At 42.0% G+C, this 15,202-nt stretch carries 17 protein-coding genes; 8 read left to right on the plus strand and 9 right to left on the minus strand.

Going from position 1 to position 15,202, the window contains the following annotated elements:
• Positions 1 to 22: 22 nt before the first annotated feature.
• From A5882_RS11375 to A5882_RS11385, 3 genes are all read left to right on the plus strand, one after another.
• A complete protein-coding gene (locus tag A5882_RS11375; RefSeq protein ID WP_086372789.1) occupies positions 23 to 259 on the plus strand; it encodes a hypothetical protein in 237 nt (78 codons plus the stop codon).
• The gene (locus A5882_RS11380) at positions 256 to 588 is read left to right on the plus strand and encodes a hypothetical protein (protein ID WP_086372790.1); all 333 of its coding nucleotides are present in this window, start codon (positions 256 to 258) and stop codon (positions 586 to 588) included. The genes A5882_RS11375 and A5882_RS11380 overlap by 4 nt, the downstream gene beginning before the upstream one ends.
• A gap of 193 nt (positions 589 to 781) precedes the next feature.
• Positions 782 to 1,834 (plus strand): N-acetylmuramoyl-L-alanine amidase, encoded by a 1,053-nt coding sequence (locus A5882_RS11385; protein WP_086372791.1) that lies wholly within the window; start codon positions 782 to 784, stop codon positions 1,832 to 1,834.
• A gap of 367 nt (positions 1,835 to 2,201) precedes the next feature.
• On the opposite strand, the gene A5882_RS11390 is transcribed toward A5882_RS11385, so the two are convergent.
• The 4 genes from A5882_RS11390 to A5882_RS11410 all read right to left on the minus strand — a co-directional run bounded on the left by A5882_RS11390 (position 2,202) and on the right by A5882_RS11410 (position 5,015).
• Positions 2,202 to 2,690 (minus strand): hypothetical protein, encoded by a 489-nt coding sequence (locus A5882_RS11390; RefSeq protein ID WP_086372792.1) that lies wholly within the window; start codon positions 2,688 to 2,690, stop codon positions 2,202 to 2,204.
• A 257-nt stretch (positions 2,691 to 2,947) separates the two neighbouring features.
• A complete protein-coding gene (locus A5882_RS11400; protein ID WP_086372794.1) occupies positions 2,948 to 3,301 on the minus strand; it encodes a hypothetical protein in 354 nt (117 codons plus the stop codon).
• Between the two features lie 371 nt (positions 3,302 to 3,672).
• The gene (locus A5882_RS19830) at positions 3,673 to 3,846 is read right to left on the minus strand and encodes a hypothetical protein (protein ID WP_005236653.1); all 174 of its coding nucleotides are present in this window, start codon (positions 3,844 to 3,846) and stop codon (positions 3,673 to 3,675) included.
• Positions 3,847 to 3,995: 149 nt separating this feature from the next.
• The gene (locus tag A5882_RS11410; protein WP_086372795.1) at positions 3,996 to 5,015 is read right to left on the minus strand and encodes a branched-chain amino acid aminotransferase; all 1,020 of its coding nucleotides are present in this window, start codon (positions 5,013 to 5,015) and stop codon (positions 3,996 to 3,998) included.
• Positions 5,016 to 5,225: 210 nt separating this feature from the next.
• Between A5882_RS11410 and A5882_RS11415 the strand changes: the two genes are divergently transcribed.
• Positions 5,226 to 6,194, plus strand: coding sequence for a pyridoxal-phosphate dependent enzyme (locus A5882_RS11415; protein ID WP_086372796.1), 969 nt, complete (start codon positions 5,226 to 5,228; stop codon positions 6,192 to 6,194).
• A gap of 95 nt (positions 6,195 to 6,289) precedes the next feature.
• Here A5882_RS11415 and A5882_RS11420 read toward each other — a convergent pair whose 3' ends face one another.
• The 5 genes from A5882_RS11420 to A5882_RS11440 form a co-directional block, all read right to left on the minus strand.
• Positions 6,290 to 6,727 carry a helix-turn-helix domain-containing protein gene (locus tag A5882_RS11420; protein ID WP_005236643.1) on the minus strand — a complete coding sequence of 146 codons (438 nt, stop codon included), beginning with the start codon at positions 6,725 to 6,727 and terminating at the stop codon, positions 6,290 to 6,292.
• Positions 6,728 to 6,736: 9 nt separating this feature from the next.
• Positions 6,737 to 8,287 carry an ABC transporter ATP-binding protein gene (locus A5882_RS11425; RefSeq protein ID WP_086372797.1) on the minus strand — a complete coding sequence of 517 codons (1,551 nt, stop codon included), beginning with the start codon at positions 8,285 to 8,287 and terminating at the stop codon, positions 6,737 to 6,739.
• 97 nt (positions 8,288 to 8,384) lie between these two features.
• Complete coding sequence (locus A5882_RS11430; RefSeq protein ID WP_005236637.1) at positions 8,385 to 9,206, minus strand: TPM domain-containing protein; 822 nt, start codon at positions 9,204 to 9,206, stop codon at positions 8,385 to 8,387.
• Positions 9,203 to 10,324 carry an ATP-binding protein gene (locus A5882_RS11435; RefSeq protein WP_086372798.1) on the minus strand — a complete coding sequence of 374 codons (1,122 nt, stop codon included), beginning with the start codon at positions 10,322 to 10,324 and terminating at the stop codon, positions 9,203 to 9,205. The genes A5882_RS11430 and A5882_RS11435 overlap by 4 nt, the downstream gene beginning before the upstream one ends.
• A gap of 16 nt (positions 10,325 to 10,340) precedes the next feature.
• Positions 10,341 to 11,570 (minus strand): SPFH domain-containing protein, encoded by a 1,230-nt coding sequence (locus A5882_RS11440; protein WP_016621227.1) that lies wholly within the window; start codon positions 11,568 to 11,570, stop codon positions 10,341 to 10,343.
• 283 nt (positions 11,571 to 11,853) lie between these two features.
• Here A5882_RS11440 and dnaX point away from each other — a divergent pair, with 283 nt between their 5' ends.
• Genes dnaX through tmk form a run of 4 tightly spaced genes read left to right on the plus strand, consistent with a single transcriptional unit; the run spans position 11,854 to position 15,189 of the window.
• On the plus strand, positions 11,854 to 13,575 hold the full coding sequence (gene dnaX, locus A5882_RS11445; RefSeq protein ID WP_016621226.1) for a DNA polymerase III subunit gamma/tau: 1,722 nt from the start codon (positions 11,854 to 11,856) through the stop codon (positions 13,573 to 13,575).
• A 20-nt stretch (positions 13,576 to 13,595) separates the two neighbouring features.
• A complete protein-coding gene (locus A5882_RS11450; protein ID WP_005236633.1) occupies positions 13,596 to 13,910 on the plus strand; it encodes a YbaB/EbfC family nucleoid-associated protein in 315 nt (104 codons plus the stop codon).
• A 14-nt stretch (positions 13,911 to 13,924) separates the two neighbouring features.
• Positions 13,925 to 14,521, plus strand: a complete 597-nt coding sequence (gene recR, locus A5882_RS11455; RefSeq protein ID WP_005229813.1) for a recombination mediator RecR — start codon at positions 13,925 to 13,927, stop codon at positions 14,519 to 14,521.
• 20 nt (positions 14,522 to 14,541) lie between these two features.
• Positions 14,542 to 15,189: a dTMP kinase gene (gene tmk, locus A5882_RS11460; RefSeq protein WP_005229815.1), complete on the plus strand. Its 648-nt coding sequence runs from the start codon at positions 14,542 to 14,544 to the stop codon at positions 15,187 to 15,189.
• The last annotated feature ends 13 nt before the right edge of the window (positions 15,190 to 15,202 follow it).

Below are 15,202 nucleotides of genomic sequence, written 5' to 3' on the forward strand. Positions count from 1 at the left end.
ACGAAAAAAGGTAGGTGACAGGATGGATTTTAGTACGTTAACAATTACTGAGTTGATCGCTGTAATTTCATTTTTGGGTGGGATTTTATTCGGGGTTTCGAGGTTTTACGCGGTGTTCACACGACTGGACAACACTTTGGCGAAACTAGAAAAAGCAATCGCTAATCTAGAAAAAACTCAGATCGACTATGGAAAAGAACTAGCGACAATCAAAGCGGAAATCAAGCATATTTTTAAGCAGATCGGAGGAAAGAGATGAAAGGAATATTAATCGCAGCATCGGTCATAGCGCCTCTTGTCGTAGGTGCAACGGGATTGATCAAAACACAACTTGATAACTATCGAATCTTGCCAGTGATTAATGTGATCACTGGTATTTTGTTAGGCATTTTGTTCGCGATGTCTTTTACACCGGAGGAGATTATCTTGTATGCATGGGCCGGTTTTGTAGCTGGATTAGCTGCAGGTGGCTTGTTTGATCTTGGTTCCAGTGTGTTTGATCAGGACGATGATCACATCGATTACGGAGACGGACAAAGCGAAACAGAGCGGACGCATTATCATATGGATTTAAAAGATGAGGAGTAGCCGATTGGCTGCTCTTTTTTACTGAAAGGTTGATGTGTATGTGGCTACTTATTTTATTTATGCCGGTTATTATACCAATCCAAATCTTTAATTTTATCAGATGGTTTTTGACAGAAGACCTATCAGACGATGAACTTAAATACTTAACACGGAAAGCAGCAGAAAATAGAGAGAATAATTGGAGGAAAACATTATGACAAAAATTGTAGATTTACGAGGAGATTCAAGAATCTTAGGGCCAACAAACCCGAATAGATCAGTCGCAGGAATTACCAAGATTGCTCGGCATCATTCTGCTACAGCAACAGGCGATGTATGGGCTTTTCAAAATCATTGGCGTGGGTCATTAGGATGGGGGACAGGCGGCTATCATGAGATTATTTTGCGAGACAGTACAGTACAACGGATTTATAACGACAATGTAACCACGAATGGCGTCGGTAACCACAACAGTTACACATATCATATCTGCCTAGTAGGCAGTGGCTCGTTTACAGCAGAGCAAGAAGCGGCATTTGATGCAAGAGCCAAAGATGCTATGAAACGTTTTGGACTAAAGGCGGATGATGTGTTAGGACATAATGAATTTAGCGGTCATGGATCAAATAGCTGTCCAGGGATTAATATGAGTACTGTTCGTAGTCGTTTAAAAGGCAACACTTCTGGCGGAGGATCTACTGCAGCACCTACACCAGTGCCAACTGCTCCTCAGTACAAAGTCGAGGCATGGAATGTCCAACAAGTCGTAAGTACCGACGTATTAAATGTACGTGCAGCACAAAATACAAGCTCGAAAGTTTTGCGTCAGCTAAAACGTGGTGATCGTTTTAACGCTACTAGAATCACTCGTAATGGGGAAAACGTGAACGGCTACACGACTTGGTTTGAGGTAGGAGGCAACGGTTGGGTATCAGGAGCTTTGGTTACTCCGGTGACAACTAACACTACTACAGCAGCACCACCAGCGAACGTTTGGCACAGTCGTTCAGGAACCGTAACGATTACTGAGCCTAAAGGTGTCAACTTGAGAGGAACGTCTAAAGGAGATATAACTAACCCGGGAAGCTTAGGAGTTCTTGCATTACTCAAGCGTGGTCAACAAGTTAAGTATGATCGTGTGTTAGTCCAACGCAACGGTCATGCCTTCGTACGTCAATCTCGCTCAGGCGGATATGGTTGGTTAGCAATCGGCCCGACTAAAGACGGTAAAGTGACCTCTTATTGGGTAAGTGGACTTACAATTTAAACAAAAAAACCGCTCAAAAAACATGGGCGGGGATACATAATTATTAAGGGGAAAAACCTATGTTTTGAATTTAAAGTTATATAAATTGACGAAAAACGCTTGTAAACGTTTTGTTTTTAAAGTAGGATTATTGTGCAACATGCATTAATAATAGAAGAGTACTTCAGCAGAAAAGCTTGGGGAAGTTTCATGGGGGAAGCCTTTTGATTATGCTTTTAGTACTCTTCACCTATTATTTTAACATTAATCAAGAGCATTGAGTATAATTGTTCAGAATGTCGTCCATGTTATTTTTTTGTTAACTTATTTTACATGGAAATATAAATTGAAAAGCTCTCTTACTCAGATTTGAGTAGGAGAGCTTATTTTATTCATCTTTTTTTTCGAAATACCCAACATTTATAGTTGCGCCTTCATCAGCATAAAAACCAGATCTGTCTTTCGAGTCGCTATATGAAATATAAGTAAGAGCAGGCTGCTCGTTTAATCTTGAACAAAATCCAGCGTACTGGTCGTTGCCACCATCAAATGCAACTACAAAATTCGGAGTAAAACCTGCTGCTTTGAATTCAGATTCAACTTGTTCTTTTGATTTTAGTGTTGGATCAGGAACTAGTATTTTATCCCCAATAATTTCATCAAGTTCAGCATCGGTCAAGGTTTTGCTATCTTCCTTTGATGACTCATTCGTTGCGCTCTCTAAAGTAGCAACTTCTGTTTCGAGTGATTCGATGGTTCTAGCTTGCGATTCAATCGTTTTTGATTGCTCAGTGATCGTGTTTTCTTGCTCTCCATTCGAGCAAGCTGCTAAGAACAAAGATGCTGCAATTAAGGTTGTAAGTGTAATATTTTTCATTTTTCCACCTTTTCTGTATTTTATTTACTTATATTTTAACAGAAAAGGGCTTTCGATTGGAACTGATAACCTGAAAAATCAAGAATTATATTTTGATATAAAGAAGAGATTATTGTCTTTACCCAAAACAAGATCGACATAGAACTTGATGCATGCAGTGCCGAAGATACATTCCTGTGATTCCGATATTGAATCAGGAAACTCGTTGATAAACGTTTCAAGGTCGATATATTTTTGTTCGTACATAGTAATGATGTTCATACCTCAAACCACTTCTGTTCAACGTAAAATTCTACGTTCCGAATTTCGTCGTAATGAACGAGGGTGTCGTCCAAGTAAATACCAATATCGTCATAGCCTTTCAAAAAGCCTACGATATCCGGCATGTATTTATCATCTACTACATGATTAAGTTGAATTGCCAGCTTTCTATTTTTTGTGACTGCAGTTTGTAAAAAAGCACTGATTTCTTTTTCATCCATTTCAGATTTAGCAGGGCAAGTATATTTTAATTCTTTTTCTATTCTTGCGATGTCAGCTGTATGTTCTGACAAGAAAAATCCTACCCATTTGAGCTTTTTCCGATCTTCATATGGCTTAATCATTCCCATAAAATTTCCCCCCTCTTAGCGAAAATTATACGAACGAATGTTCGGTTTGTAAAGAGAACAGATTGTTAAATTGAGTAGTGTTTGTTATTTTCCTTCTATTATATAGAGTGATATTTGACCATACATTGACCTAAAAAATGAGTGCTAGTCAAAGATTGTCGAAAGATAGTTTTCTGCACATTTATTATTATATCAGGCAATAGGGTCAGTGGAGGATAGCAAGAGAATTAGAATATAGATACAGTTAAATAATTTTTCTTAGTGTCAAATCCTTTTGTATGAAGGGATTTGGCGCTTTTTTTGTTAGAGGCTGAGATTCCTAAAAAGTAATAAGCAGCGATCCTCGTTTTTTTATGAGCGAGGATCGCTGCTTATTTTTTTCGAAATTGTTGGAATAAGAACACGAAAATAAAAAAGAAAAATGCTTCCCACAACGTTGTGGTCCAACTAAAGCTGCGGTTAATACCAAAAACGAGATTACCAATATTGGAAACCACCAAATACAAGGCTGTTGCTAGCAAAGAATAGCCGAATCGTTTGCCCATCATTACGCCTCCCTTTGCTATGATTGTAACAAGTCAAAAGAGTTGTGGCAATCAATTCTGATGCAGTGATGATAAATTGATCGATAGTAAGAGAAAAACCGAACGGTCCGTAGTGATCGTTCGGTTGAAGAGGATGTAGCCCGGTTCGCTTAATCCAATGGAACATCAAAGATCCAACCGGTTGGTGCCGAAATATCGCCGAATTGAATGCCGGTCAATTGGTCATACAATGCTTTTGTTTGTGGACCAACTTCCGTTTCGCTATAGAACACATGGAAATCCTCGCCGTTTTGGATCCCGCCGATCGGGGAAATAACAGCAGCTGTTCCGCAGGCACCCGCTTCGACAAAACGATCCAGCTCATTGAGATAAACATCACCTTCCACAGGGGTCAATCCTAATGAATGTTGCGCTAGATGCAGCAATGAATATTTTGTGATACTTGGTAAAATAGAAGGAGATTTTGGTGTCACAAATTCATTAGCAGCCGTGATCCCGAAAAAGTTGGCAGAACCGACTTCTTCGATTTTGGTATGCGTTTCTGGATCAAGGTAGATGCAATCGGAAAATTTCCGTTGATGGGCTTCGTATCCAGGTAACAAACTCGCCGCATAATTTCCACCAACTTTGGCTGCGCCAGTACCATTTGGTGCCGCGCGATCATAATCAGAAACAATGAAATTGGTTGGTGTCAATCCGCCCTTAAAGTAAGGTCCGACCGGCATACAAAAAACCGTAAAAATATACTCTGGTGCTGGGCTTACACCGATATTTTCTCCGACGCCAATCAATAGAGGACGAATATACAAGGTGGCGCCGCTGCCATAAGGCGGAACATATTCCTGATTTGCTTTTACTACTTGTTTTACCGCATCTAAGAAAAAGGCCTCAGGAACCTCTGGCATACGCAGGCGATAGGCACTGCGGTTCATCCGTTTGCTATTTTCGTCTGGACGGAACAAATTGATGCCGCCATCTTTTCTTCGGTAGGCTTTTAGTCCTTCAAAACATTGCTGTCCATAATGAAGAGCGGTTGATCCCTCGTGGATATACAGATAATTATCCTCGGTAAGTTCGCCTTCATTCCAAGAACCGTCTTTCCATGTTGCCAAAAAACGCCATGGCGTTTTGATATAAGAAAACCCTAAATTTGACCAATCGATTGTCATTCGTTCACACCCTTTTTTAATTTTTCTAAGTATAGCACTTCAGAAAAGAAATGTCATTATTTTCTGAAAATTCTTCTGTAAGAATATTTGGTGACAGTGACGTGTAAAGAAAGGGGAACCGATCTTTGCTTGTACGAGTTCCCCAGATTGTTTTTCTACAAGTTCTGTGCTTCAATGAGAGTATAAAAAAACAAAAAAGGGGGAACGTTTGTGATTGAGGAAGTGTTGACGGACAGTCTGGGGATCGCTGCTGCGTATCGACGATTGAAACCAATCATGATCCATACACCACTTGCACCAAGTAATATTTTAGGCAAAGAAAAAGAGGGCACGATATTTTTGAAATTAGAAAATCTACAGCGTACCGGCTCCTTTAAAGCGCGGGGGGCGTATAACAAACTCGCGTCATTGACTGATGTAGAAAAACTTCGCGGTGTCATTGCCTGTTCTGCAGGAAATCATGCGCAAGGTGTTGCTCTCGCCGGATCGTTACTGGGGATCAATGTCCGAATCTTTATGCCATTAACGGCTGCCAAAACAAAAATAGAGGCGACAAGAAGTTATGGCGCACAAGTCGTTTTAGCAGGAGAGACGTTTGATGAAACCAAACAACTGACACTAGACGCCATGAAAGATAGTGGCGAAGTATTTGTCTCTCCCTTTGATGATCGTGCAGTAATGGAGGGACAAGGAACGATTGCGATCGAACTGTTGGAGGATCTTCCAGATGTTGATAATGTCATTATTCCCATCGGCGGTGGTGGGTTGATTGCTGGGATTGCTTTAGCCTTAAAAGAACTTCGTCCAGAAGTCAAAATCATCGGCGTTCAATCCTATGGCGTTTATGGCATGATCGCCTCACTTTGGCAGCAAAAGCTAGTAGCCAATCGCCGCAGTAGAACGATCGCCGATGGCTGTGATGTTGCATTGGCAGGGGAACTGACCTATGATGTTTTAAAGACCCGTATCGATGAAACGGTCTTAGTTGAAGAATCCGATATCGAACAAGCGATCCATTACTTAGCATTGAGGGAAAAAGTTATCGCAGAAGGGGCTGGTGCATTAAGTACGGCGGCGATTTTAAGCGGACAGATCGATCATTTGCTTCGAGGAAAGAAAACTGTGGCATTGGTCTCCGGCGGCAATATTGATTTCTCTGTGTTTAAGGAAATCATCTGAGTGCAACAAGCCTTCCAAAAAAGAAAGAAGAGACCTGATTAGACATTCTCCTAATTGGGTCTCTTCTTTTAAATTCAAAGCAGGCGCTCAGATGATTACTTTGGGAGAGAAAGTATTGTTTCGATCCACTGTCCAAAGGTTGTTACATATTTCAACGGTCCGATCAATGTAAATCGTGCCATCGTTGGGTTGATTTTTTCAAAGTAAAAACGCCGACTTTCCCCTGAGTAAAGTGCATTGAACTCATCAATAACGATTTTTTTTTGCTGTTGTAGCAATTCCTCTGATTCAATAAAGAAATCAATGGCAAGTAAGCTTTCGGGTATCTGTTTTTCTGAACGTATTGAAGCAAAAGAAAGCAGGGGATCTTCAAATGGTTCGCCCATCAACGAAGCCACATCTTTGTAAGAAAAGCGCCACTGCCCGCCAATTTTTGTCCCTTTAAGTTGGTTGGTCTTTTGATAATTTCGGATGGTTCGAGTCGTTACGCCCAGTTTTTCAGCGACTTCTTCAACGGTATAATAATCTTTCATCGGTTCCTCCTACAAAGCGATTGTACGATCACAAAAGCGTTGCTCCTCTTTCTTATGACTAGTATAGATGATAATGCGTTTTTCTGCATGTTTTTTTAAATACTTCATAATCTTTTCGGCAGCTTCATCATCAAGGCTGCTGGTAGCTTCGTCTAAAAGAATGATTTCGGCATCACTTAATAATATGCGAGCTAGAGCGATTCTTTGCTTTTCTCCTCCAGACAAGTCGGCACCATTTTCCGTAAGCCTGCTAGTCCATGAGCGCTGTTGAAAAATGGGCGCTAAAATACCAGAGGTTTCGATAATTATTTTTTCTTCTCTCGTCATTTTTCTTCCCCATACAAGATTTTCTTCAATTGTCCGAGAGAGAATCGTAGGGTCTTGAGCAAGGTAGAGGGTTTTATCTGTTTCAGGGTTTCTTGGCTTGATGCGTTTACTCTTCGTTGAAAGCGAAATTCCTTCTGATGGATAAAGGCCAGCAATTGCCTTTAAAAACGTTGATTTTCCTTTTCCTGAAGCGCCAGCCAAGTAAATATGTTCACCAGGTTTCAAGGTTTCTTCAATGGGAAAGGAAAAGCTGTGGTTGCCAATGGATACGACAGGGTGGTCGAAAGTAAGACTCAGAGTAGCTTCACACGTTTGGTTCCAGCGGTCATCGGGAGCAGCCAATTCTTCGTTAACAAAACGTTGATTGGTCCTCAGAGTAGCTGTATCAAGATTGATTTTCGTTAAACCACTTAATGCAGAAAAGTAAATGGGTAATAGCACGCCAATCAAAATCAACGCAGAGGTTGGCAGTTCATCTTGTAATATTCCTTGAATCATAAACAAATAGACGCCGATCTGGGCGATCTGATTGATCGCATTAAGGACTAAACTAGTCGTTTGGGCAAAAGTATTGGTGTTTGCTAATGTTTGATACATCGATGTCAATTGAGAGGAAAACAGCTGCTCAAGAACAGCGTCACTCCATTGCTTCATTGTATCAATATGGGACAATGTTGTTAACATTTCCTTATTGCTAAGAGCAAATGCTTCTTGCATATTTTTCATCTTAATACTCAACTGTTGATTGATCCATCGAAACCCAAAAACATTGATGGGAAATAGCGATAGTAAAATGAAACCCAGTAAATAATGCAATTGGAAACACAAAAAAAGTGGGATCAGCAATAAGAAAAAGCAGCGAATGGATTCGCTAAAACTACCGCAAATAAACAAGTATAAGGAATCAACAACGCCAAAGATGCGGTTTAATAGATAAGTGGGCTCCTTTTCAGAGAGTTCTACATAACTCTTCCTTTTCATTTTTTTTAACAATTCTAAGAGATGGCGAACATTCATCGAAGCTGCATAGCGCTCTTTCATCACAATCAATAAGAATTGCGCGCAATAAGTGATACTTAATATGAACGCTAATAAGCCGACGAGATGATCAAAGCGCAGTGCGTGATCTTCTTGTAGAAGCAAAGGGAAAGCGAGGTTTGTCAGGACAGTCAAAAAAACTAGCAAACTACTCAAACTGATAAAAAGTTTATTGTTTCTAATAATTTCAAACATAAAATCAACTCATTTCCTATATTTTCCTAAATAGTAGATGTTTTTATGAAAAATGTCAACAAAAAAAGAGTTCCTGATTAAAGGAACTCTTGAAAAATTAAAAGCTGCGTCCGCCGCCGCCGAATGTTCCGCCACCAGAAGAGTGGGTCGTACTGCCACCGCCGCCGCCAGAAAAACCGCCACCACCGCCTCCACCATTATTCGAAGGACGGGGGATGCGTCTGGTTGTGACAAAGGAATTGACTAAGCGATCTTCTTTTTGGGTCAGATCAATACTTGATTTTTCTAGATAGTTAAATTTGTAGCCGCCCATTTTTAATTGGTAACGGGATTTAACAATGATGAAAAAAGCGATACTGATCACTGCCGCGATCGCTAAGCAAATAGCAATTTCTAGTGGCGTTATCACTTTGTAATAAGTAATTTTTCCGGTATCACGATCGATACGATAATGATCGGCAGGAACACCTGCTTCCACAAAACCCTCTGCTTTTTGCAGATAGACCAATGCAGCTTGATAATAATTTCCCTCTGCCATCTGGTCAAATACCGCATCAAGTAGCTTATCTAGACGTGAATCGGTAAGATAATCGATCATATTTCCGGAAGTCGAAACGTGAAATTTCCGTTGCGCCATATCGATCACCAATGCCGAACCGTTGTTGTCGTTGCCGATCCGTCTTGAAAGATATCGATCAGTGTACAACTCGATATCTCCCGTATTGCTGTTTGTTGTTTGAATAAAAACTTCGCCTTTGATCTTTGCATTCAGCGCTTCTGCTTCTTCGTTCAACTTCTGGATCTCTTGTTCGGTAAAGAGTCCAGCGTGGTCTGCGACTGTCTCTTCGGCTGCGAAGGCGGGCAGGGCGGTTAAGAAAAAGCCAACCAGCAGTAACAACAAATAAGATAGTTTTTTCATAAGAAATACGCTCCAATCAATGCGAGGATGGTCGTTGCCGCGAAAATTGCGCCACTGACGATTCCCAAGCGCTTGTAACTAATCGGTAAAACACCGCTGACTTTTCCGGTTTGCCCATTCATCGCATAATAAAAGGCACTCTTGTTTTCATCATCGGCTCGATAGGTCACTAGCCATACAGGAAGCAAAACGTAGTTGTTTTCTTCTTTTGTTAGATTGATGGAACGATTGTTGCGTTTAAAACTAGTATAGCCATTGACGGTACCTGCTAGCAGATTTTCAGCATAACCCGATAATTCGTTTTTGACTTCGTCAGAAAGATCAATGTATTCAATGTCTCTTTTTTCTGCTTGGAAGCCGGCTAAATACTGACTGCGAAAATTAACAGCTTTTTCAAGGGGAAACGGCTGAACGCCAGTCACCATTTTTTGCTGAACGTTTTTTGACAGCGCATGCTTGAGCAATTCATTCACCTTGATTTTTCCTCGTCGCAAGACATCGTATTGTTTGTGCTCAGTATATTCAATATCACCAACGCGCCAAATACGCAAAGAGGTACCCATACCTGAAAGCAAGCCATTCATCTCAGCATCGACGACCCAATAAGGGAAGTACACACCAGTCAATTTCTCTACTTGTGCTTGATCGAAGAAATCCCGTGGCACAAATTTTTTCTTTTGCGCCCATTCTAAGAATTTCGCAGTTGCTTCTTCCTTTTCGATGGCAAAAGGGAGGACTTTGTTAGGTAAAAATTCTCCTGAAAGCCGTCCCGACAAAACGACCGGATTATGGCAAAAGTAGCAATAGGTTGCGGCTGTAGTCGCATCCGTCACGATTTCAGCACCGCAGCTGGGGCAGGTGAAAAGGTCCATCTGCCCCGCTTGTGCATCGGCTTGCTCTCTAACTTCTTCTTGAAGGGACGGTTCGGTCTCGGTCGCTGCAGAAGGATCTGAGACAGGAGTATCGGCCATCTGCGCTTCTTTTTGCTTTTCTTCAAAGGCAGTGACTTCGTCTTCAGTAAAAATACTCAGACAAAATGGACAATGAAATTTTTGATCGCCAGGATCAAAGGTTAAAGCGCCACCACAATTGGGGCACTTATGTGTGATAACATCCATCAGCAATCCTCCTCAATTAGTCTACTGGGACACCTTTGAAAGGTTTGCCGCAATTCGGACAGAATTTTGGAATGCCGTTGGCTAAATCGATCACTTCACCACAATCGCTGCATTTCATTTTCAGGCTTGGTCCATCGCTCGTTGGTTTTGGCGTCCCGCAATTGCTGCAGAATTTACCAGTATTAGAGGTGCCGCATTGTGGACAGTCCCAATGATCTGCGCTGTTTTGTGCGGAAGCCTGTTGCTGCTGCATCTGCTGCTGGTTGTTTTGAGACGCTTGGTTCAAATAACCGCCGCCAGCGTTCATCCCCATGCCCATGCCAACAAACCCAGTCGTAGCCCCAGCGGCATTGCTACCGGCAGATTCCATACCACGAGCAACCGAACCTTGAACATAGCCTTCACGAATCGAAGGGTCGCCTAACATTGCCCCTTGGTTCCGCATGTTGATCAGTTTTACGGAATCATCCGTATAAGAGATGCTCGCTACGGCAACAGAAACGATTTCCATGCCGCGGAGTTCTCGCCAGCTGTCATCAAGAACTGTTCCCATATATTTGCTTAATTCCATGCTCTTAGATGGAACGTAAGAAATTCGTTCGCCATCAGCGGACATTTTGTTGATCGCTGTTTGTAGGGCGGTCAAAAATTCAGCTAAGTACTGCTCATTGATGTCGTTGATATCGACTTGACTTTTGTTTTTTGGGATCGCATTCGTATAGAATAAAATTGGATCGGTAATTCGTAAGGAATAGTTTCCGTGCGCCCGTAAGAATAGTTCTGCGTTATAAAAGTTGTCAAAATAGTTCAAAGGCGATGAAGTACCGAAGCGAATTCCTTTGATTTCTTGAAGATTGATATAAAAAACTTGTTGTTTTTGTGGTGTAACGCCGCCAAACTTAAAGCGGTCGAAGGTTTCAGAAATCGCATCTTTCAATGAACCATTCAACATCGAAGGCGCTAATTCATTTTTGACGGTATAGTAGCCTTCTTCAGCGGTATAATCGATGATTCGCCCGCCATCAACCAATAACATCATCATATTCGGATAGACATGGATCACTGACCCATCAGTGATGACATCTTCCGTGCCTTTTCTGTTAGAACCGCGTTTGTCATTACGCCGCACTTTGACACCTTTTGTCATTACTGTCGAATCGCTCATATTGTCAGGCTCGATCACCTCTAGCCATTGATCTGCTAATCCGCCGCCAATTGCGCTTGTTGCCGCTTTGATAATACCCATTTTCAGTCCTCCTTTAAATTGTTTTCATCACAATAGATGAACGTAGATTCATTATACCATAGGAGGTGAGATTTACGTTATCAGTCTAAAGTTGGAGAAGAGGAATGGTCTTTTTTCTTGAAAATAGGGAGGAATAAAAGGATATAGTGAGTGAAAGCGCGCGGAATGGCTCTTCGAATTAAATTTCCATTTCTTTTGAGATTCCACCACGCAAACGGTGGTTTTTTTAGCTGATATTACGTATAATAGAAGGTAGCGAATTTTGAAATGAGTGTGGAAAACTATGGCCTATCAAGCATTATATCGTGTTTGGCGTTCTCAGCGTTTTGATGATGTTGTCGGACAAAAAGCAATTACCCAAACCTTAAAAAATGCAATCGATCAAAATCAAATCTCGCATGCTTACTTGTTTACGGGCCCTCGAGGAACCGGGAAAACAAGTGCAGCGAAAATTTTTGCCAAAGCCATCAATTGTCCGAACCAAGTCAATGGCGAGCCTTGCAATGAGTGTGACATGTGTCGCTCAATCACAGCAGGAACGCAAGAAGACGTGATCGAAATCGATGCGGCAAGTAACAACGGTGTAGAAGAAATTCGCTTTATTCGTGATCGTGCGAACTATGCACCGACCCAAGCAGAATACAAAGTTTATATCATTGATGAAGTGCACATGCTGTCAACAGGCGCATTTAATGCATTACTAAAAACATTGGAAGAACCACGGAAAAATGTTGTCTTTATTTTGGCAACAACAGAGCCCCATAAGATTCCAGCAACGATTATTTCCCGAACCCAACGATTTGATTTCAAACGGATCAATACGCAAGACATCGTGGGTCATTTGGAAACGGTCCTTACTACTAGCGAGATCAATTACGAAGCAGAAGCTTTACAGATCATTGCGCGAGCCGCAGAAGGCGGTATGCGGGATGCCTTGAGTATCACCGACCAGGCGATCGCTTTTAGTGATGGAACCGTAACGACCCAAGATGCTTTAGAAGTGACGGGCAGCTTGTCCTATGAAATGATGGACCGTCTGATGCAGGCTTGTGGGGAAAAAGAAGTTGCCGATGCGTTAGCGACCTTGCGGGAGTTATTAGCCTCTGGTAAAGAAGCCCGCCGTTTATTGGAAAACTTGTTGGTTTATTGTCGAGACTTGCTGATGTATCAACAAGCGCCGCAGCTGCTATCTGAAAAGTCTCTGCAGTTGACTGAAGCGTTTCAAACACTGGCAAAGATTACCCCGCCAGCAAAAATCTATCACTGGATCACGGTCTTAAACGATACGCAAAATGAAGTACGATTTACGAACAATCCTACGATCTATTTGGAAGTGGCTGTGGTCAAATTAGCCAATGATCCAGAAAGTGCTGCTGTTGCCAGCAATTCAGCTGACAATAGTCAAGAAGTGGCGCAGTTACGTCAAGCACTGCAAAAACTTCAGGCAGAGGTGCAACGACTGCAAGAGAATCGACCGACGGGTGCCGTTGCTGAAACCACCGCGCCAGTGAAGAAAACCAAGGCGACCACTACGTTCCGTTTACCAAAGGAACGCGTGTTCCAAGTGCTGAAAAGTGCAACGAAGAAAGACTTGGCAAATGTTCGTAATGTTTGGGACGATCTTTTGATGTCTCTTTCCGTGACGCAAAGAGCTATGCTGCACTCCAGTGAAGCAAAAGCTGCCAGCGAATCGGGCGTCGTGATCGCTTTTGACTATGAGATCTTATGTCAGCGAGCAAGTAACGACCAAGAGTTTCAATTGATGATCCATAATCAATTGTCCCGTATGATCAAAGACTACGCCCCACAGGCTGTCTTTATTACAAAAGAAAGTTGGCCGACGCTACGACAAGAGTTTTTGGCTGGCGGTCAAGCAACGGAAGAGTCAGAAATTGAAGTAGAGCAAGAAGAGACCGAAGCCGCTCCTGTCGAACCAGAAAATGACGACTTAGTAACAAAAGCGCAAGAGTTATTTGGTGAATTAACCAGCATTGAAGAAAATTAATGAACATGGAGTGATGAATAATGATGCGAGGCATGGGAAATATGCAAGGCATGATGAAACAAATGCAAAAAATGCAAAAAGAAATGATGAAAGAACAAGAAGCACTAAACAGCAAAGAATTTATCGGCGAATCGACAAATGGCTATGTCAAAGCGACCTTTACTGGCGATAAGACGTTACAAGACATTGCTATCAATGAAGCAATCGTTGATGCTGACGATGTGGAAATGCTGCAAGATATGATCATTTTAGCCATCAATGACGGATTAAAGAAAATTGAAAAAGAATCGGAACAAACAATGGGCAAATATACAAGAAACATTCCGGGTCTATAAAAGGAGAAATGACGGTGCAATATCCTGAACCGATCGCCCGATTGATCGACAGTTACATGAAACTGCCGGGAATTGGACAAAAAACCGCAACACGTTTGGCATTTTATACGATTGATATGAAAGAAGAAGTCGTCAATGAGTTTGCTAAATCGTTGCTTAGTGTTAAACGAGATTTGCACTTTTGCAGTATTTGCGGAAATATAACGGAAGAAGATCCTTGTGAAATCTGCAGTGATCCCACAAGAGACAAAGAAACGATTTTAGTAGTTGAAGAGCCTAAAGATGTCATGGCATTAGAAAAAGTCCGCGAGTATCATGGACTTTATCATGTGCTGCATGGCGTGTTATCCCCGATGGAAGGGACAGGTCCAGAAGATATCAACATTGCATCCCTGATACAGCGGCTGCATGATGATCAGGTCAAAGAAGTGATCATTGCGACCAATGCGACCACGGAAGGCGAAGCGACGGCGATGTATATGTCGCGTTTGATCAAGCCTGCCGGTATTAAAGTCACGCGTTTGGCTCATGGCTTATCTGTGGGCAGTGATATTGAATACGCGGATGAAGTGACCTTGCTAAAAGCAGTAGAAGGTCGCCGAGAATTATAAAGATATTGGAGGCAATTAGGGTGAATGGATTGTTTATAACCATCGAAGGACCGGATGGTGCTGGAAAAACCAGTGTGATCGAAGAATTGTATCCTCGGTTACAGCTTGAAGCAACAAGAAAAATCGTTAAAACAAGAGAACCTGGCGGAGTTAAAATCGCTGAAAAAATTCGTAAAATTATTTTAGATCCGCGAAATGAAGAAATGGATGAGCGGACCGAAGCCTTACTTTATGCAGCGGCACGCCGCCAACACTTGATTGAGGTTGTCCTGCCGGCATTGAACGCCGGACACATCGTGATCTGTGACCGCTTTGTTGACAGTTCGCTTGCCTATCAAGGAGCTGGACGTCGCATCGGGATTCCTGAGATCGCACGGATCAACGAGTTTGCGACGGAAGGAACGACCCCTGATTTTACCTTGTATCTAGATGTTGACTCTGATACTGGCTTGCGTCGCATCCAAGAAAATCGTGCACATCAATATGACCGACTAGATTCGGAAGGATTGGAGTTTCATCAACGGGTTCGTCATGCGTATCTAAAGCTAGCGGAAGAAAATCCTGTACGCATTCATAAGATTGATGCTAGAATGGGGTTACAAGAAGTTGTTGAATCCAGCTATTCAGCAATCGTTGAATCGTATCCTGCTTACTTCAAATCAATCTAGGGTAGGTTGGATA

Source organism: Enterococcus sp. 4E1_DIV0656 (genome assembly GCF_002140695.1).
Taxonomy (GTDB): Bacteria; Bacillota; Bacilli; order Lactobacillales; family Enterococcaceae; genus Enterococcus_D; species Enterococcus_D entomosocium.